The organism is Acinetobacter sp. Gutcm_16 (assembly GCF_028649355.1).
Lineage (GTDB): Bacteria > Pseudomonadota > Gammaproteobacteria > Pseudomonadales > Moraxellaceae > Acinetobacter > Acinetobacter johnsonii.
Genome location: NZ_JAQSUV010000014.1, coordinates 104,142 through 120,487, shown reverse-complemented (window position 1 = coordinate 120,487; position 16,346 = coordinate 104,142). Strand labels below are relative to the sequence as shown.

Sequence of the window (16,346 nt, the reverse complement as noted above, 5' to 3'; positions counted from 1 at the left end):
GCAGGCTTCCACATGAACACACTTTCACAGCAACTTCCCGATTTTTACGAATATTATGAGAATGAGACGCAATTTTACTTGCGCCAAGTACAGTATCCGCAGGACTTAGCACTGTTACATAAATGGATGCATGAACCTCATGTGATTCCACAGTGGCAGCTGAATAAGTCTGAAATTGATCTCGCGGTGTATTTTGAAAAAATGCTGGCCGATGACCATCACCGTTTGTTGATCGTTGGAGTGGATGGACTGGATGTGGGCTATACCGAAATCTATGAAGGCAAGCGTGACCGTCTAGGACGTTATTACGATGGTGATGATTTAGACCTCGGATGGCACTTACTGTTTGGTGAAAAGTCGGCTTTCGGTAAAGGCTACTTGCGTCCAGTGATGCGGCTATTAGGTTTTTATATTTTTGAAAATGCACCTTCCGACAAAATTGTCGGGGAGCCTGACCATACGGTTAAACCCTATGCAGCAGTGGTCGAAGAAATGTGCTATGAGGCACAGCGCTTGATCCCAATGCCTGAAAAAACGGCCATGTTGTATTACTGCTTTAAACAAAAATTCTATGAAAAATTTGGAGGGTATTTAACTGATTCAAATGCATTTATGCAAAACCATAACCCACTCAATAGGACTGAGGAACTTACATGAGCTATAGCTCAGAACATATACAAATTATGGACATGTGCTTTTCAGCGCATGTCACTGTCGCCGAATTTGAACAATGGCTTAGCCAAGTCGAACGTTTTTTCTTAAAAAAACAGCACTTTGTTTTGGTCATGCAAACCGATGTCGGTACGGAATTTCCTGAGGAATACCGTCAACTGCAAGCGGTTTGGTACAAAAAATACAAACAACTTTTTTTTCAATACTGCTTGGGTCTGGTTCGAATTGCACAAGACCCAACCGATCAACAACGACTGAATACACCTTCACTGCATGCTGCATGGCGGGTGCCTTACTACGTCACACTTGATCATTCTGATGCACTGCAATGGGCAGTGCAGAGGTGGATATGCAAAACCTAAATACACAAAGAGCAACACGCCAAATCTCAGCTTTGAGCTTAGCCGTTGTCATTGTTTTATATCTTGCACATGCCTTGCCTTTGTATTTTTACAATGTGGCATTGCCCGCTATTTTGCGACATCAGGGGGTAGATTTACGTTGGATTGGAATGCTGTCGCTGCTCTATATTCCATGGGCGTTTAAGTTTTTATGGGCACCACTCATCGACCGGCTTTATATCAAAAAGTTAGGTAAACGAAAAACATGGCTGCTCTTTACACAAGTAGCACTGGTACTTGGAGTATTGGCCTTGGCCTTTACCCAGTTCTCTTACGGACTGGTGGTGTTTGTTGTGATTGGCTTGTGGATTTCAAGCTTTGCGGCGACCCAAGACATTGCCATAGATGGTTATACCGTAGAAACCTTTTCAGCGTCTGAGTATCGCCTAGGCAGTATGGCTCAGAGTATAGGGGTCGCTTTGGGGAGTATGTTGGGGGGCGCAGCTACACTGTGGCTATACCAGTACTATGGCTGGGAAAGCGCATTGGTATGTTTAGCGCTCATGACCGCTTTAACGATGTTTGCTGTTTTTTATATTCAAGAAAATGCAAACGAACAGACAAATATTGCCAAACAAGCTCCAAGCTTAGTCCGTGCTTTTAAACGTCCTGAAATTTTATCTGCCTTGGCCCTGATCCTGTGTTATCGCGTGGTGGAAGCACCAGCAATGGCGATGCTCAATCCAATGCTGATTGACCAGAAATGGACGCTTGCCCAAATTGGGGTGCTGATGTCTGTGATAGGAGCAGGTGTGGGTTTGTTGGCTGCTGTGAGTGCTGCATTTTTATTGAAAAAAATTCAGGCTACACAGTTGCTCATTTGGGCAGGGTGGTGCCGAACAGCATTGTATGGGGTGATTGGCGCAGCCATTATTTTGGGTTGGTTAAACCAGTGGCATTTGCTCTTGGGGGGATTTGTGATTGTCATGCTTGCGATTCGTTATGTCGCGATGACTTCGTTATATGCCTATTTCATGCAAAGCAGTTCCAAAGAACAGGCAGGCACTGATTTCACCATTTTAGTGTGCTTTGAACTGTTGGTTTATTTCATCGGGGGAGCCGCATCGGGTTTTTTAGCCAAAGCACTTGGCTATGGCAATTTTTATGTGGTGTTGGCGGTTGCGTCTGTAGTCAGTGTACTACTGAGCCAATATATCATTGCACGTCATCAAAAAACTCAACAAAAACTGTTGAATCAAGAAATTTAATAAAAGGAAAAAGAAATGAACCGTTTTATGTTACCTATGCAGTTGACTTGTTTAACACTGGCTGTATGTACACAGTTATATGCTCAAGATAACGTTGTAACAAATTCAGCAAGTCAGACGAGCAGTGTTGAAGCCCAACAAAAAGAAACCACACAACTCGCACCGATTGTGGTGACAGCAACCCGCTCTGCAAAGAGTATTGCAGACATTGCGGGCACCGTTTATAGCATTGATCAAGCTGAAATTGAAAAACAGGCCAATGCAGGTCGTTCAACTGCTGACATTATTGGCTTTTTAATTCCTTCATTGACACCAAGTTCAGGTACAACCAGTAACTATGGGATGACCATGCGTGGTCGTGCAGTGCAATACATGATTGACGGTGTACCTCAGACAGGTTCTCGTGATAGCTCACGTCAGTTGAATAGCATCAGCCCAAATTCGATTGAACGTATCGAAGTGGTATCAGGTGCCAGTAGTATCTATGGTGCAGGTGCGACAGGCGGTATTATCAATATCATTACCAAAAAAGGTAGTGATGATGCACTGAGCTTTGAATCTAAACTCGGTGTGACGTCGGGTGATAATATCCGTAGCGATGCTATGGCATATGAAGCATTCCAATCGGTTGCCTTTAATCAAGGTAATGTAAGTGGTTATTTGGGTGCGAGTTATAACAAACGTGGCGAGTTTCAAGATAGTCACGGTGATCGTATTGGACCTGAGGTTGCCCAGACGGATCGTCAAGATACAGAAACTGTCGATGTGAATGGTCGTCTAAGTTGGCAATTTACTGACAATCAAAAGCTAAGCTTTGGTGCGCAATATTATAATGATGAGCAAGATAGTGAGTATGGTCCTGATTATGGTACAGGCTTAGCCGTCCTGTTTGGTGCGGAGCCGACTTTAAATGCTGTAAAAGGTTTAGATCTCGATACTCAGCCAAGAACCAAACGTTCGAACTTTAATCTGCAATATGAGCATCAAGATGTGTTAGGGCAGATATTAAATGCGGAAGCTTATTATCGTTCAGAAACAGGGCGTTTTTATCCAAGTGCAAATTATTTAGCACATTCTGCAATTCCAAGTGGTGGTACATATATCGTAACGCAATCTGAAACTGATATTGATGTATGGGGCGCTCGACTTGCTTTACAAAAAGCCTTTGATCTGGGTAGCCGTAGTCTGAACCTAACTTATGGTATGGATTATGATTTTGAGCAAGGTTCTCAGACTGCACAACAATATAATCTTGGAACCTTTATGGCGAGTAATGGTTTGACACTCGATCCACAAAATGAATATGCCTTTGGTCCAGATGTTGATACGTCGAAATTTGGTCTTTTCTTACAAACACAATTCGATGTTACGGATCACTTAAATCTACAAGCTGGCATTCGTCATGAGCGTATTGATAGTGAAGTTCAGGACTCGATTCCTTACAGTGAAGCGATGGTTGCAGATGCTATTCCAACATATACACCAGTTGCTTTAAATGGTGGTACGATCAAACATGATGCAACATTATTTAATCTTGGTGCTGTATATCATTTGACGGATGCTCAACAAGTTTTCGCAAACTTTTCTCAGGGCTCAAGTCTACCAGACATTCAACGTATGCTTCGTGATGTACCCGCAAGTTTTACTGTGAATAGTCAAACTATTGATCCAATTAAAGTCAATAATTATGAGCTGGGATGGCGTGTACAAGCTGAAAACGGTTTAAATGCAAGTGTCACCACTTTCTATAATGACTCAGATAAAAGTTTAAAGTTTGGCCGTCCCAACTACACGATTGAAGTACTAGATACCGATGAGCGCGTTTATGGTGTTGAAGGAAATCTGTCATATCGACTGCAGCCAAATTGGACAGTGGGTGGAACTATGGCTTACACCCGCGGACAGTTTAAAAATACCGCAGGAAAGTGGCAAGAGCTAGATGCAATCCGTGTTGCACCACTGAAAGGCACGGCATTTTCTGAGTGGCAGTTTAACAATGACATGAGCCTGCGCGTTCAAGCTCTTGCTATTGGTGGTACTGATAAAGCCAAAAAAGATGCTGTAAAGTACGGTTCAACGGTTCCTGCTGAAATCAAAGGTTTCGCAACAATGGACGTCATAGCCAATGCCAAAGCAGGTCCAGGTACGGTCGGATTTGGTGTATATAACGTTTGGAATACGGACTACAAATCAGTCTATAGTCAAGCGGTGGAGTCAGTTTATGGTGCTATTTCAAGCTTACCAGCTCAAGGTCGAACCTATGGTTTGAGCTACACATTAAAATACTAATTGCACAACCAGAGGTAGCGTTCAGCTACCTCTTTGCTTTGTAATCTCGCCTTAAGAAATGGTTTAAATAATAAAATGAATAGCAATAACAAAATCTTTATTGCAGGCAGCCTTGCCAATGGCGCTTGTTTTTCGATGATTTTACCTTTACTGGCACCGTTTATTCGGCAACTGGGGCTGACGGAACTGCAAGGTGGAGCGTTGGTTTCGGCTGGTGCTTTGGTGATGGCCATTTCAGCTATTTATATTTCTAAACAAACTCAAAAATTCAGCATTTATCAATTGTTAAGTATCGGTTTTATCGGTATGGCGATCACTTGGGGCTTATTTACGGCGGTACTCAGCTATGGACTGAGTTATGCCATTTCATTTGCTGCTTTGTTTAGTTTATTGATATTGACCCGTGCCAGTACTGGCTTTTTTATGGCGATGCCACAAATTGCGCTGCAAAGTTATGTCATGACGGCTTTTCACAGTGAACAGGAACGTAGCCAGAATATGGCGAAGTTTGGCGCGCTGAACAGTTTAGGCGTGGTGATAGGTCCTTTAGCGACGACATTATTGCTGACATGGAGCATGTTAACACCGTTGTGGGGTGCAGTGGCTATTTTAACGGCTATGGCGGCTTGGATTGTACTGGGCTTTCAAGGGAAGCAAGCATCACGAACTCAAGAACGGAAGGATACCACGGCTAAATTACAAGACGTGTCTACAGAAAAGCTGCAATGGTCAAAGTTAGGGATTTGGTTATTGCTGGGTTTTAGCTTATATGTTGCTATTGTTACCCTGAATTTAACTGCTGGTTTTTATATCCAAGATCGATTCCATTTCGACACGTATCAGAGTGCAGTGTATTTTTCTCAGTGTTCATTGATTGTGGGGATAGCACTGGTTTTAATGCAATTGGCGATTTCAAAATGGTTTAAGTGGTCGATTAAACAATTGCTTTGGGTCGGTCTTGTGACGATGGTTTTAGGTTTATTACTTTCACTGAGTGCCAGTCAGATTTGGACTTTCCAAGCAGCTTATATTTTTTATGGTATCGCCGTGGCCTGTTTAATTCCAGCTTTTACCACGGGGGCAGCCCAAACCGCACCAGCCACGCTACAAACTAAAATAGCCAGTTTATGCACGGCTACGCAAGCACTGAGTTTCGTTTTTGCACCATTGTTAAGTACAGGCTTATATCAGTGGAATCAGCATTTACCTTATTATTTTTTATTGGCGTTGATGACGGGGCTGATGCTGTACTTTAGCTTTAAACACATACAAGCCAACAAGGATCTCAGTAGTGTGGCCTGAGATTCTTTATCGAGGATGTTTAACCAAGAAGATAAATGACAGCGTGAATTAAACTTGGGCCAAACAGCACCATGAAAATACCGGCTAAAACCATACTGAGGCAGGCAGCGACACCTTCTTCTTTATGACGTCTGAAAGCAGTACTGGTCCCAAAACCATGTGCGGCACTACCCAATGACGCACCTTGAGCAAATTTAGAATCCAATTTTAGAACAAGCAATACTGTGTTAGCCAAGAGTCCACCAACGATCCCCGTAATCACAGTGAATAAAATCACCAGCTCGACTGAGCCTCCGACGGCTTGCGTGACTTCCATGGCAAAAGGGGTAGAGATAGAGCGGCTCATCAGACTGTAACTGGTTGCAGCATCGAAATGGAATAAACGTGCCAAGTAAAAAGAGCTGACGACGCCAACCAACATACCTACGATAATGCCCAAAGCAATCGAAAAAGCATGCTGCTGAATGACTTTGCGATATTCATAGATCGGGATGGCAAATGCGACCGTTGCAGGACCTAACATCCAGACTAACCATTTGCTGTAGTACATATAGTTGTCATACTGAATGTTGAAAAACACCAGACATAAAATAATCAGACAGGGAATAAAAACCGCTGGTGAGAGCAATACATACGGGTGTTTCTGATAAAACTTTTTACCCCAAAGATAGGCCAGTACCGTTCCGATAAAACAGATCAAGGCAACGAAATGAATATGCATGATCGGTCCTTAAATTTGACTTTTCAACTGCTGTGACTGCTTGGGCTTTTTTTGAAACTTGGCTTCAAGCTTAAAGCCCAAGAAAACACAGTATGCAGTGCAGGTCATCACGCAAATGGTCCCAAGGACAATAGATAAAACGAGTTGCCAACCTTGGGTAAGAAAAAGATGTTTATATTTGATTAAGCCAATAATACAAGGAATAAAAAACAACAACAGTTCAGCTAAAAGTAAATCCGAACCCGACTTAATCCAGTCCAGCTTAAATAGACCCGCTAACAGAGAAATAAGTAAAAGCGTTAGACCCACGACCCCACCTGATATCGGTAAAGACAGGGCGACTTGTATCAGCGTTCCGATATACCAAATCCCAATCAGCAAACCTACTTGAAGAGTAGAACGATAAGGCAATTTGAACGAACGCATTGGAAGACCACAGGGTATAAGTTGTTGGTGTTATTTTAAGTTTGACCCGATCTTGTAATTATGAATAATAAAATAATAATTATGCTTAATTGGAATAATTTTGGATTTTAAAGCGCTAAAAATATTTGTGCAGCTGGTGAAAAGTCACAGTTTTAGTCTTGCTGCGGAGGAACTATCGGTGACTCAACCCACTATTAGTAAATCTTTAAAACAATTAGAAGACGAGATAGGACTGCCTCTATTTCATAAAGGTGAAGCAGGGCGCAAGCGAGAAGTCAAACTGACCTATATGGGAGAACAAGTTTATCTACATGCCGTGCAGATTTTGCAGCAGGAGCAACAGATCTTTGAAGCAGCAGATCAAATTCGTGGACTGAAACAAGGTGTGCTGAGATTGGGTTTACCACCTTTAGGTTCAGTACTGCTGAGTTCCTTAATCGTTAAATTTCACAAATTGTATCCCAACATTGAATTGAACTTTTTAGAAGTCGGTGCAACAGGCATTGAAGAAGCCATTTTGGCCAAAAAAATTGACGTTGGGATTTTATTGGGCGAGTTAAAACCCAGCATTCAAGGCATTCAAATTATCGATTCACCGTTGTGTTTGCTTTCCAACTACGATTCACAGTGGAGAAAGCGCGATGTGGTGCAGTTTGCTGAACTTCAAGAAGAATCCTTTCTACTATATGCAGACACCTTTACTTTAAATCATGTGATTCTAGATGCGGCGATGGTGGCTGGTTTTGAACCCAAAGTGTTATGCAAAAGTAGTCAGTGGGACTTTATTGCCAAAATGGTCGAGTCAGGTGTCGGTATTGCTTTATTGCCGCAAATTTATTGTGAACAGTTAGATCGCGCAAAATTCAGCGTCAGTCTAGTGGAACAACCCAGCTTGCGTTGGAACTTAAATATGGCATGGAATTCCACCGTAGTGATGAATCCTGCAACTCGTGCATGGTTATCGATCATTGATGAATATAAAGATCAAATTCATTTTTAGAAGTTTCATCTTCAGACACGCTTTATTAAAAAAAGAGCTCCATGGTTACGCTTTGATTACTTAATATTACCTAGTGGTTACAAAAAAACGCCTAAATGCCAATTTATTGATTAATAATTAAACAAAAATGTTTCATAAAATCAGATCAAAGTCTCTGTGCCCGATTTTTGTATAGTCTAAGTGCAAACATAAAAACGGAGGCCAAATGTTTAAATTTAAGAATGATATTGTGCACGGTGCGCTTTTTGACATGGATGGAACAATGTTTGATACCGAGCGTTTACGGTTTCAAACCTTGAAACAGGCATCCAAAGAGCTAATTGGGGTCGAGTTTTCAGATGCCTACCTTATGGCATGTTTAGGCTTAAGCGCTCGAAGTGCGGAAGCCTTGGCGCAAAAGCAATATGGACAGGAAGTTCCCTATGCAGAGATTCGTAAGCGAGCAGATGAATTAGAATTAGAAACAGTGCGCCAATATGGTGTGCCGATTAAAAAAGGTTTGGTACAAGTTCTAGAACGCTTACGTAAAGCAGGATTACGTATGGCCGTGGCGACTTCTAGCCGAAGAGCGATTGCTGAAGAGTATTTAATCAATGCCAATGTTTATAAGTTTTTTGATGTTTTGGTCTGTGGTGATGAGGTTGAAAAGGGGAAACCACATCCTGAAATTTTTTTAAGTGCAGCGCAAAAACTGAACCTCGAACCTGCGCAGTGTTTCATGTTTGAAGACTCTGAAAATGGTATCCGCTCGGCACATGATGCTGGGGGCATCTGTGTACTGTTTAAAGATATTAAAGAACCCAATGCAAGCATGTTGGCACATGCCAATTATTATTTTGAAAATATGTATGACTATCTAACAGAATTAGATATCTATAGCTCGCATCTGGAAATGCCCAATTTACAAGAAAGCTTTCCACAAACTTTAAATCAACTAATTGTGGGGATTCATGGATTTGGTGCCATTGGCGGGGGGTATATCGCACAAATCCTGTCGCATTGGGATGGCTATACGCGTCCTAAAAAGATCTATGCGTCTACACGTAACAGTTTATACCGTTCAGCCGTAAATGCTTTTGGTGCGTATTGTATTCGCTATGGGCAAGTGTCTTATGATGAGCGTATTGAAAATATGCATATTATTGATGCTGAAGACTTACAGCAGATGCATGCCATGTACGTCGAGTCGAGTTTAATTGCGATTTGTTTAGCTGAAAATGCATTAGCCAGTGAAGCTGCAACCATTGCACAGGGCCTCTATGCACGCTATCTGGCGCAAGATGAGCAAGTTCAAACTCCACTGACGCTGTTAATTATCTTAAATAAAATTGGTGCCAAGCAGTTGGTTCTAGAGCAGGTACGTAAAGCATTGGTAGAGTTAACAGACCATGCTGTTGCTGACTTTATTTTAGAGCAGCACTATTTCTGCGATACGGTAGTCAACCGTATGGTGTCTAAGCTGAGCGATAAAAATCTATATCGTCAATTGTGCATTAAATACAATATTTTTAAGCAATATCAACTTGATGATGAGAGTAATCAAATTGAGGTTGAAGATGTCAGTAAACTCAGTGCAGAACAAGAGCGCCGTGCCAGTGAATATGTAGAAGATTTAAGACAAAATTTCCAACCGAGTCATATTTTACAGCATATGGATTTAATCCTTTTCAATGCTGAAATGGATATGCCGATCTACGTGGAAAACAAAAGTCCTTTACTCAGTAAAATGCGTCAAATGATCTTGGTCGATCAAATTTCAGATATTCAGCTCATTAAAAACCGCTTATGGAATGGCGTACATGCCATGACTGCGTGGTATGCCAGCCTACTCGGGCATCAGACCATTGGTGTAGCGATGGGCGATCCGCGAGTGCAGTATTATGTTGAAAAACTGCTTGCAGAAGTGACGCAAGGTCTGGCGCATTATCTGCCAAAACGCAAAAATGATTTAACGCGTTTAGCCCGAAGTTTTGATCAATCTTGCCAGTATGCCTATAAAGACCCATGTAGTCGGGTTGGGCGTGATCCACTGCGTAAGTTGAGTGCATTTGAACGTGTATTTTCATCGGTAGCGTATAATGTCTCGCATGGATTTTCTTTTGAAGCGCTATTAAGTGGTGCGATCTTTGGCTATTTGTATTTGATGGAAGAAGAGGAACAGCCCATAGATCTGTTGTTAGAGCATTTGAAGCAACAACTTCAACAGATGAACCTGTCAAAAGCGCACAAAAAAGCGCTGTATTATGTCATTCAAAAACGTCTCAATGAATATCAAAAAGGTGAGCTGGGAATGGAAGATTTTATGATCCCTGACCAACCTCAAAATATTGAAATGAGCTGTGCTTAGGTCTTCATGAAGTTCAGATATCTTTGAGCCGACTAAAATGTGAAAACAACATAAGAAAAGCTAGGTAAAAAGAGCTTTTCTTATGGTCTTAAATCTTTTAACGTTAGACCTAAGAGAGACTTGGTTTTTTTTACAATGAAATGGGATGAGATCGGGGAACAACCGTGTTCAATTGCACGAACGCTGTCGGTGATTGGCGATCGGTGGACGATGTTGATTTTACGAAATGCATTCTTGGGTGCACGCCGTTTTGAAAGTTTTCAACAAAACTTAGGTGTCACTCGTCATGTGCTTTCTGAGCGTTTAAAGCGTTTGGTTGAACATGATATTTTGGAGAAAAGACCCTATACAGATCGTCAAGAGCGCTTTGAATATTGTTTGACTGAAAAAGGTTTGGCTTTATACCCAGTGCTGATGTCCATGGCAACATGGGCCGATCAATGGATGGACGAGGGCTTAGGTCGTCCCGTGCAATTTATTCATAAAACCTGCGGGCATAGCATTCAGCCACATTTGGTTTGTAACGAATGTGGTGATGCCATACATGCCAAAGACATCAAAGCAATACCGACACAGGTTTATGTCGATGCTTTAGCTGTTCAATCAGACGTTAAACAAGCTTAAGTTTATAAACAGTTTGCAGGTTTTGGCACGCCTGCCAAACGACTCAGATGGCGCGCTACAAGCCCAGTATTAAACTTTTCTTGCAGTATGGCATTATTGATGTCTGCACTGACTGTTTTCATTAAAAACTTAATCAGCGGACGTGTTGCAGGTGAGTGTCCAAACTGTTGGTAAAACTGACGTACTGCAATGAGGATTTCAAAGTGCCAATCAGTCAATTCAAGCTCTAACGATTTTGCTAGCTCTTTTGCAACCTCTTGATTCCAAATGGTGTAATCAACCAAATGACCATCTTGGTCTAATTCTAAATTCATCTAAACACTCAAAACTATTTCAAACTGATACAACGACTATGGTTTAAGCATAGCTCAGCAAACCTAGCATAGCTGATGGTTTCTAGGTTACTCGAATGGATAGCAGCAATATTTTCAGCATCCTGTTCAAGCACAAATACACAAGCTAGCTGCTGAATACAAGTATGCTGTATATACAGGGCTGCATCACCCATTAAAACCACATCATCCCCTGATTGATAGAGGTTTTGTAATTTACTCAGCGCTTGTTCCGTCGCGGAAAATGGAGACTGTACGAGATAAAGTGTTTTGCTCATAATTGTTTCCTTACCAATACAATACATGGTCAAACTGCTGTATTAAATTGGCATTGAGTTCAACACACTCAAGTTCTTGCTCGGTTTGTTGAACAAAAGCAGAAGCTTGATTCTTAGTTTCAATCCAAATCGGGCTTAAGTCATAAAACTCAAAGCTATCCACCATGTTTGAAGCCAGTTTAAACGCATGTTTTAAGGGTTCAAATGATTGAGCATTGTTTAATAAGCTGAGTGCAGCATCTTGTAATAAGACTTTGACTTCACAGCCAAAAGTTGCAAGAACCATCGTTGCAGAGAGGCTTTCATGCACCTGCAAAGAGTTCAAATTGGCTTGGGTTAAAATAACCAGTACAGATTTCACACAATATACCTTTTAAAAGCAACAAATTCTTGAAAACTTAGCACTTAGAATTGAATTAAGCGCTCTGCAGACTGAACGGCATCGGCCAGTTCCCCTAGGCCTACCAAGTCAAAACCTGTAGCAAGATTATGCTGTGCTAACTGATGACGCTGTGCATTTTCGGCATCGGTAATTCCTCGGGCCAAAGCTGCACTTACACAAACGGGTAGGCGAATGGAGAGTTTTTGCCACTCAGAACATAGATTCCGTTGGTCGTCAGGTACCCATTGCAGGGCATTGGCAACTTGAACAGCATCTTGGTAGAAAAACACTCGAAAGGGTTCATTTTTCGCATGCAGTGCTTGTGCTAAACCTAGAGCATGCCATGCATGAATTGAACTCGGTGCGGAGGTAATTAGTAATAAAGTACTCATCAAACTTCACTAGAGGAATGTCCAAAGCTTGCTTGGTACATTCGGACTTCATAATAAAAAGGTAGTATACAATGATTTTAGGTGGTATCTATAAAATTTCACACCAAATATAAAAATTATTTTAAAAATAAATATTTAAAAACAATAGGTTATTAACTTAATTGGAATATCAAAGAACAAAAATCCATTTTTCATCTACACGAAATTCCCTGTATTTTCTTTCCTTTTACTACATTCTCGATAGAATAAAAGGCAATCTGCACCAAATCTGCACCAAGAAAAATGAAGCTTCCGAAACCAATACAACGTGGGTCAACTTGGCGTATCACTGTTACTTTTGACAAGCAGCGATACTCAGTGACCAGAGATACTGCAAAAGAGTGCGAGCACTGGGCATCAATCAAACTGCTGGAGCTTAAAACAGGTAAGGCTGATTTAGAACAAGGAATAAAGCCAGCATACCCATTTCGCCAATTATGCGATAAGTACTATCAAGAACACGGCAGACATATGCGCTCTGCTAGAACAATCATGCTCAAGATTAAAAACCTCGATCGCATTGCACCCAATGTTGCCGATAAGTCTATCTATGATTTTAAACCCAGCGACATTGTTGAATGGCGAAATAAACGTAAAAAAGAAGTCAAAGTATCAACCTTAAGAAATGAGCACGCTATTTATTCTGCTGTTTTCACTTATGCCTTGAAAGAGCTTTTTTTAATTGAATCGAATGTTTGGCAAACTGTACCAATGCCAAGTAAGGAAAAATCACGAAATCAGCGGATCATGCCTGAACAGCAAGAAGTGTTGCTTAAAGCGTTGGATTGGGATGGTGTATCTACACCTGAGAAGTCAAAGCACTATGTGGCATGGGCATTTCTATTTGCCCTTGAAACAGCAATGCGACAAGGTGAAATACTGGCAATGCGTAGGTCTGACCTGAGAGATGGTTTTGTACATCTGCCAATAACAAAGAATGGTGAATCTCGAAACGTACCATTATCGAAAGAAGCAAAGCGTCTGCTTTCATTGTTACCTTTGGATAGCGACGTTCTGGTGCCGATCGACAAGGATATATGTTGTGCAACGTGGGTGAGAGCTAAAAAAAGGGCAAATCTACCTCACATCAATTTCCATGATTCACGACATGAAGCAATCACAAGAATGGTTAAGGTACGGAAATTACCAGTTGAGGTTTTAGCAAAGATCACCGGGCATAAGACAATTGGGATATTAATTAACACTTACTACAATCCAGACGCTCAGGACCTAGTTGAAATGTTTAATGACAGTGAGAGCTAATTAGCTCTCGGTCTGCCTCTTTTATTTTTTGTAGTGAGTATTCCATGCGCCAGGCGAGGGTTATACAAGCATTTGCCTTGTGTGCCTTGATTAATAGATGCAAGGCGCTCACGGATAGTTGTCGTTGATAGATTGTATTTTTCCGCTAATTTTGCAGCAGATACTAATTCCATCTCAACTTCTTTCAGTTCTTTGACAATACCACCACCGATATTCTGCCCAAGCATGACTTGTGGGGGTGTGTCTGACTCAACTGTAATGATGTACTTTAATGCCCCCATTAAGACACCTCCTTGAGAAGCTGATGCTTCATGTTTTTGACTTTGGCCATCAACAAACAAGACTCATTATTTTCAGGATTAGCCAATTTTTGATAACTCTGGTTGTATCGAACCATGTCGGTTCTACTCATAAGAATTAAGTTATCTAACCGGCAATCTGTTTTATCCTGATTTTTAAATGCCAATACTTGGTTCATGGGAACGGGACCATTTTCTTTTTCCCAAATTACCCGGTGTTTTAGCTCAAAGACATTCGGCTCAGCAGTTTTGATAAGTACATAGCCATCTTTAGAGCAGATACGCTCGTAACCAACAGGTTTTTTATTCCAGGATATTTGGCCCTTTTTAAAGTTTCCTGAGTTTGGTTTGCAGACACCTTTGGTGCCTGTATTCCATGGTTTTGAGCCTTTTTCAAAACAACCCGTTCGTCCAGATTTCCATTTGTTCCTGGTGCACAGGGATTTAATCTGATCAACAGAAAATTCACTTCCAAATACGCCATTAACCTTTTCAGTGAGATCCTTGCGGCTTAATGTACAGTTGGCTTTAATAAAGTCCAGTTGCTCCTGGCTGTAATGAATAGCGCTACCTTTAGCCATAAATCACCCAATTAGGTTCTGTGGAATTTCAACTGAATCGGCGTTTTTAAGCCCACGATATTCAGCAACCAATTTTGCAGCGTTTAAACGCATATTGTTGTTCTTGATGACCTGCTCACTGATTTTCTCAATGGCTTCTGCCTTTTGAATTTCAGCTTCTAGCTCCCCACCTTTTAAATTCGGATTACTTAGGCGATCGAGCTGAGCAAATAGAACAGCATTCAGATCCATTGGTGTATTGTTCATCCCGCCACTTTCATTTCGATATAATTAGACTCTTGGTAATTCACGTATTCTTCATACAGTGACTGGCAAGCTGCATTACCTGTTAAATCATTCTTTACAAACACATAGCTCAGCGATTTCTTTGTACCTTTGCCTGAGAACGTACAGCTACCGTCAGCCAGCACTTTCTTTACATAGCCCAATAATTCAAGCCAAATCATGAAAGCAAGGGCATGTTTGTTTTTAATTCTAAAGATCATCGATACCCCCACGTATTTACAAAGTTTTGAATACAGTCCTCAATCCCAAATAGGTTGATGTCTCTGTAAGTCCTTACCCGCCCGTTGTGCTGAATTAACAGCACACGGGTAATAGAAGAGTAGGTGTAGCTCATGCAATAGCTCTCCCTTGTCCTTGGGTGGTATTGATGATGTGAGCTTTTACATTTTCAAAATGCTGGGCTTCAATGCCTAATAAGCTATCGATTCCTTGATCCTCACAGAAGACAGCAACATCCATTTCAACCTCATTTAGCAGCTCTTGAAGTTCATCACGTTGAGCTTCAGTAATGCCTTTAAAAGCAGGAGGGTTGTACCAGCGCTTGGTCTCGGTATTGAACTGGCAATTCATTTCCTTGCCACGAGCTTTAATTGCACGCCACATTTCATTTACGTATTTATGTTCTGGTACCAATGACTCAGTTAATTGGTTCAAGTCACCTGCATGATTAGCTTCAGTACAAACCTGTTTACAGTGGTTAAAATCAGCAATGTTCTTCAGCTCTTCAACTTGTAACGGTGTCAACGTGTTGATGTGATCTTTGGCTTGTTTCAATAAGTCAGCCAAGAATGTAGGAGAGGCTGATAGCTCAGGCACATTCACTTGACCAGTACAGATTTCTGCGCCATCTTCATTCTTATGAATTCGACCTAAACGACCTGAGTTCTTTCCATGATGTGAATTAGAGGGGTTGAAATAGATCGTACGTAGATCATCTCCATTTTCATCAGTTGAAGCATGCAAGTAACCCATAATGTCTGACATGCGATAGAGCATGCTGCTGTTCTTACCAGCTAAATCAGGACGCACAATCTTAGTTTTATCCTTACCCGATTCTTGCTCAACCGCATGGGCAATGAAGACGATATCTTTACCAAGATTTTCCCATTTGCGAACCATCTTCAAGAACAGGTTTCCAGCTAAACCTTGAGCCTTTAGCGTGAGGGATTTATCACGTTGTAGGTTGTCTGTGTTTTTAGCGAGGTGGTCTTTAATCGCATCCAGCATTGCGCCAACAGTATCAGCAACAATCGTCTTAAAGCTGCTATAGAAATCGTCTTTTAAGTTTTCAAGATCAAGCCAACTATCAATACGCACAATGGTACCGCGACGAAGTTCAGCGGATACACGGTGTTGACCCTTATCAAAGTCGAAGATAACGGGCTTGTCAGCTGTATGAGCAATGGTACTTTTACCCATACCCGGATCTGTATAGAGATAACATTTAATGCTTTCAACGATCAGGGTGTTTTCGGGTGTGAATATGTGAACTCCCATGAGTATTT

At 41.4% G+C, this 16,346-nt stretch carries 20 protein-coding genes; 9 read left to right on the top strand and 11 right to left on the bottom strand.

The features are described from left to right. The first annotated feature begins 12 nt into the window (after positions 1–12). From PTT44_RS01810 to PTT44_RS01790, 5 genes are all read left to right on the top strand, one after another. Positions 13–657 carry a GNAT family N-acetyltransferase gene (locus PTT44_RS01810; RefSeq protein ID WP_168159695.1) on the top strand — a complete coding sequence of 215 codons (645 nt, stop codon included), beginning with the start codon at positions 13–15 and terminating at the stop codon, positions 655–657. Beyond that, a complete protein-coding gene (locus PTT44_RS01805) occupies positions 654–1,034 on the top strand; it encodes a hypothetical protein (RefSeq protein ID WP_168159694.1) in 381 nt (126 codons plus the stop codon). Before PTT44_RS01810 ends, PTT44_RS01805 begins: the two co-directional genes overlap by 4 nt. Continuing rightward, on the top strand, positions 1,022–2,281 hold the full coding sequence (locus PTT44_RS01800) for an MFS transporter (RefSeq protein WP_168159693.1): 1,260 nt from the start codon (positions 1,022–1,024) through the stop codon (positions 2,279–2,281). The genes PTT44_RS01805 and PTT44_RS01800 overlap by 13 nt, the downstream gene beginning before the upstream one ends. 15 nt (positions 2,282–2,296) lie before the next feature. Beyond that, complete coding sequence (locus PTT44_RS01795; protein ID WP_168159692.1) at positions 2,297–4,570, top strand: TonB-dependent receptor; 2,274 nt, start codon at positions 2,297–2,299, stop codon at positions 4,568–4,570. Positions 4,571–4,645: 75 nt separating this feature from the next. Next, complete coding sequence (locus PTT44_RS01790; RefSeq protein ID WP_168159691.1) at positions 4,646–5,872, top strand: MFS transporter; 1,227 nt, start codon at positions 4,646–4,648, stop codon at positions 5,870–5,872. A 19-nt stretch (positions 5,873–5,891) separates the two neighbouring features. Here PTT44_RS01790 and PTT44_RS01785 read toward each other — a convergent pair whose 3' ends face one another. Together PTT44_RS01785 and PTT44_RS01780 are read right to left on the bottom strand one after the other, a co-directional pair. Beyond that, positions 5,892–6,593: an LrgB family protein gene (locus PTT44_RS01785; protein WP_168159690.1), complete on the bottom strand. Its 702-nt coding sequence runs from the start codon at positions 6,591–6,593 to the stop codon at positions 5,892–5,894. A 9-nt stretch (positions 6,594–6,602) separates the two neighbouring features. Then, the gene (locus PTT44_RS01780; protein ID WP_168159689.1) at positions 6,603–7,019 is read right to left on the bottom strand and encodes a CidA/LrgA family protein; all 417 of its coding nucleotides are present in this window, start codon (positions 7,017–7,019) and stop codon (positions 6,603–6,605) included. Between the two features lie 100 nt (positions 7,020–7,119). Between PTT44_RS01780 and PTT44_RS01775 the strand changes: the two genes are divergently transcribed. The 3 genes from PTT44_RS01775 (at position 7,120) to PTT44_RS01765 (ending at position 10,990) form a co-directional block, all read left to right on the top strand. After that, positions 7,120–8,019 (top strand): LysR substrate-binding domain-containing protein, encoded by a 900-nt coding sequence (locus PTT44_RS01775; protein ID WP_148826153.1) that lies wholly within the window; start codon positions 7,120–7,122, stop codon positions 8,017–8,019. Between the two features lie 205 nt (positions 8,020–8,224). Continuing rightward, positions 8,225–10,366, top strand: coding sequence for a bifunctional mannitol-1-phosphate dehydrogenase/phosphatase (gene mtlD, locus PTT44_RS01770; RefSeq protein WP_168159688.1), 2,142 nt, complete (start codon positions 8,225–8,227; stop codon positions 10,364–10,366). A 135-nt stretch (positions 10,367–10,501) separates the two neighbouring features. Further along, positions 10,502–10,990: a winged helix-turn-helix transcriptional regulator gene (locus PTT44_RS01765; protein ID WP_168159687.1), complete on the top strand. Its 489-nt coding sequence runs from the start codon at positions 10,502–10,504 to the stop codon at positions 10,988–10,990. A gap of 2 nt (positions 10,991–10,992) precedes the next feature. On the opposite strand, the gene PTT44_RS01760 is transcribed toward PTT44_RS01765, so the two are convergent. Genes PTT44_RS01760 through tusD form a run of 4 tightly spaced genes read right to left on the bottom strand, consistent with a single transcriptional unit; the run spans position 10,993 to position 12,374 of the window. Then, positions 10,993–11,304 (bottom strand): TusE/DsrC/DsvC family sulfur relay protein, encoded by a 312-nt coding sequence (locus PTT44_RS01760; RefSeq protein WP_159127582.1) that lies wholly within the window; start codon positions 11,302–11,304, stop codon positions 10,993–10,995. Positions 11,305–11,318: 14 nt separating this feature from the next. Further along, positions 11,319–11,600: a DsrH/TusB family sulfur metabolism protein gene (locus tag PTT44_RS01755; protein WP_114837033.1), complete on the bottom strand. Its 282-nt coding sequence runs from the start codon at positions 11,598–11,600 to the stop codon at positions 11,319–11,321. Between the two features lie 10 nt (positions 11,601–11,610). Then, positions 11,611–11,961 (bottom strand): hypothetical protein, encoded by a 351-nt coding sequence (locus PTT44_RS01750; RefSeq protein WP_148826149.1) that lies wholly within the window; start codon positions 11,959–11,961, stop codon positions 11,611–11,613. 44 nt (positions 11,962–12,005) lie between these two features. Further along, on the bottom strand, positions 12,006–12,374 hold the full coding sequence (tusD, locus tag PTT44_RS01745; protein WP_168159686.1) for a sulfurtransferase complex subunit TusD: 369 nt from the start codon (positions 12,372–12,374) through the stop codon (positions 12,006–12,008). 282 nt (positions 12,375–12,656) lie between these two features. Between tusD and PTT44_RS01740 the strand changes: the two genes are divergently transcribed. Further along, entirely contained in the window at positions 12,657–13,676 is a 1,020-nt protein-coding gene (locus PTT44_RS01740) for a tyrosine-type recombinase/integrase (RefSeq protein ID WP_168159685.1), read from the top strand. Here PTT44_RS01740 and PTT44_RS01735 read toward each other — a convergent pair. From PTT44_RS01735 to PTT44_RS01715, 5 genes are all read right to left on the bottom strand, one after another. Further along, on the bottom strand, positions 13,673–13,957 hold the full coding sequence (locus PTT44_RS01735) for an HTH domain-containing protein (protein ID WP_168159684.1): 285 nt from the start codon (positions 13,955–13,957) through the stop codon (positions 13,673–13,675). The two genes, PTT44_RS01740 and PTT44_RS01735, sit on opposite strands and share 4 nt — an antisense overlap. Continuing rightward, positions 13,957–14,556, bottom strand: coding sequence for an HNH endonuclease signature motif containing protein (locus PTT44_RS01730; RefSeq protein WP_168159683.1), 600 nt, complete (start codon positions 14,554–14,556; stop codon positions 13,957–13,959). Before PTT44_RS01730 ends, PTT44_RS01735 begins: the two co-directional genes overlap by 1 nt. 3 nt (positions 14,557–14,559) lie before the next feature. Next, positions 14,560–14,802, bottom strand: a complete 243-nt coding sequence (locus PTT44_RS01725) for a hypothetical protein (protein ID WP_148826331.1) — start codon at positions 14,800–14,802, stop codon at positions 14,560–14,562. Beyond that, positions 14,799–15,041, bottom strand: coding sequence for a hypothetical protein (locus tag PTT44_RS01720; RefSeq protein WP_168159682.1), 243 nt, complete (start codon positions 15,039–15,041; stop codon positions 14,799–14,801). Before PTT44_RS01720 ends, PTT44_RS01725 begins: the two co-directional genes overlap by 4 nt. A gap of 130 nt (positions 15,042–15,171) precedes the next feature. Then, positions 15,172–16,338 carry an ATP-binding protein gene (locus tag PTT44_RS01715; protein WP_168159681.1) on the bottom strand — a complete coding sequence of 389 codons (1,167 nt, stop codon included), beginning with the start codon at positions 16,336–16,338 and terminating at the stop codon, positions 15,172–15,174. Positions 16,339–16,346 lie beyond the last annotated feature (8 nt).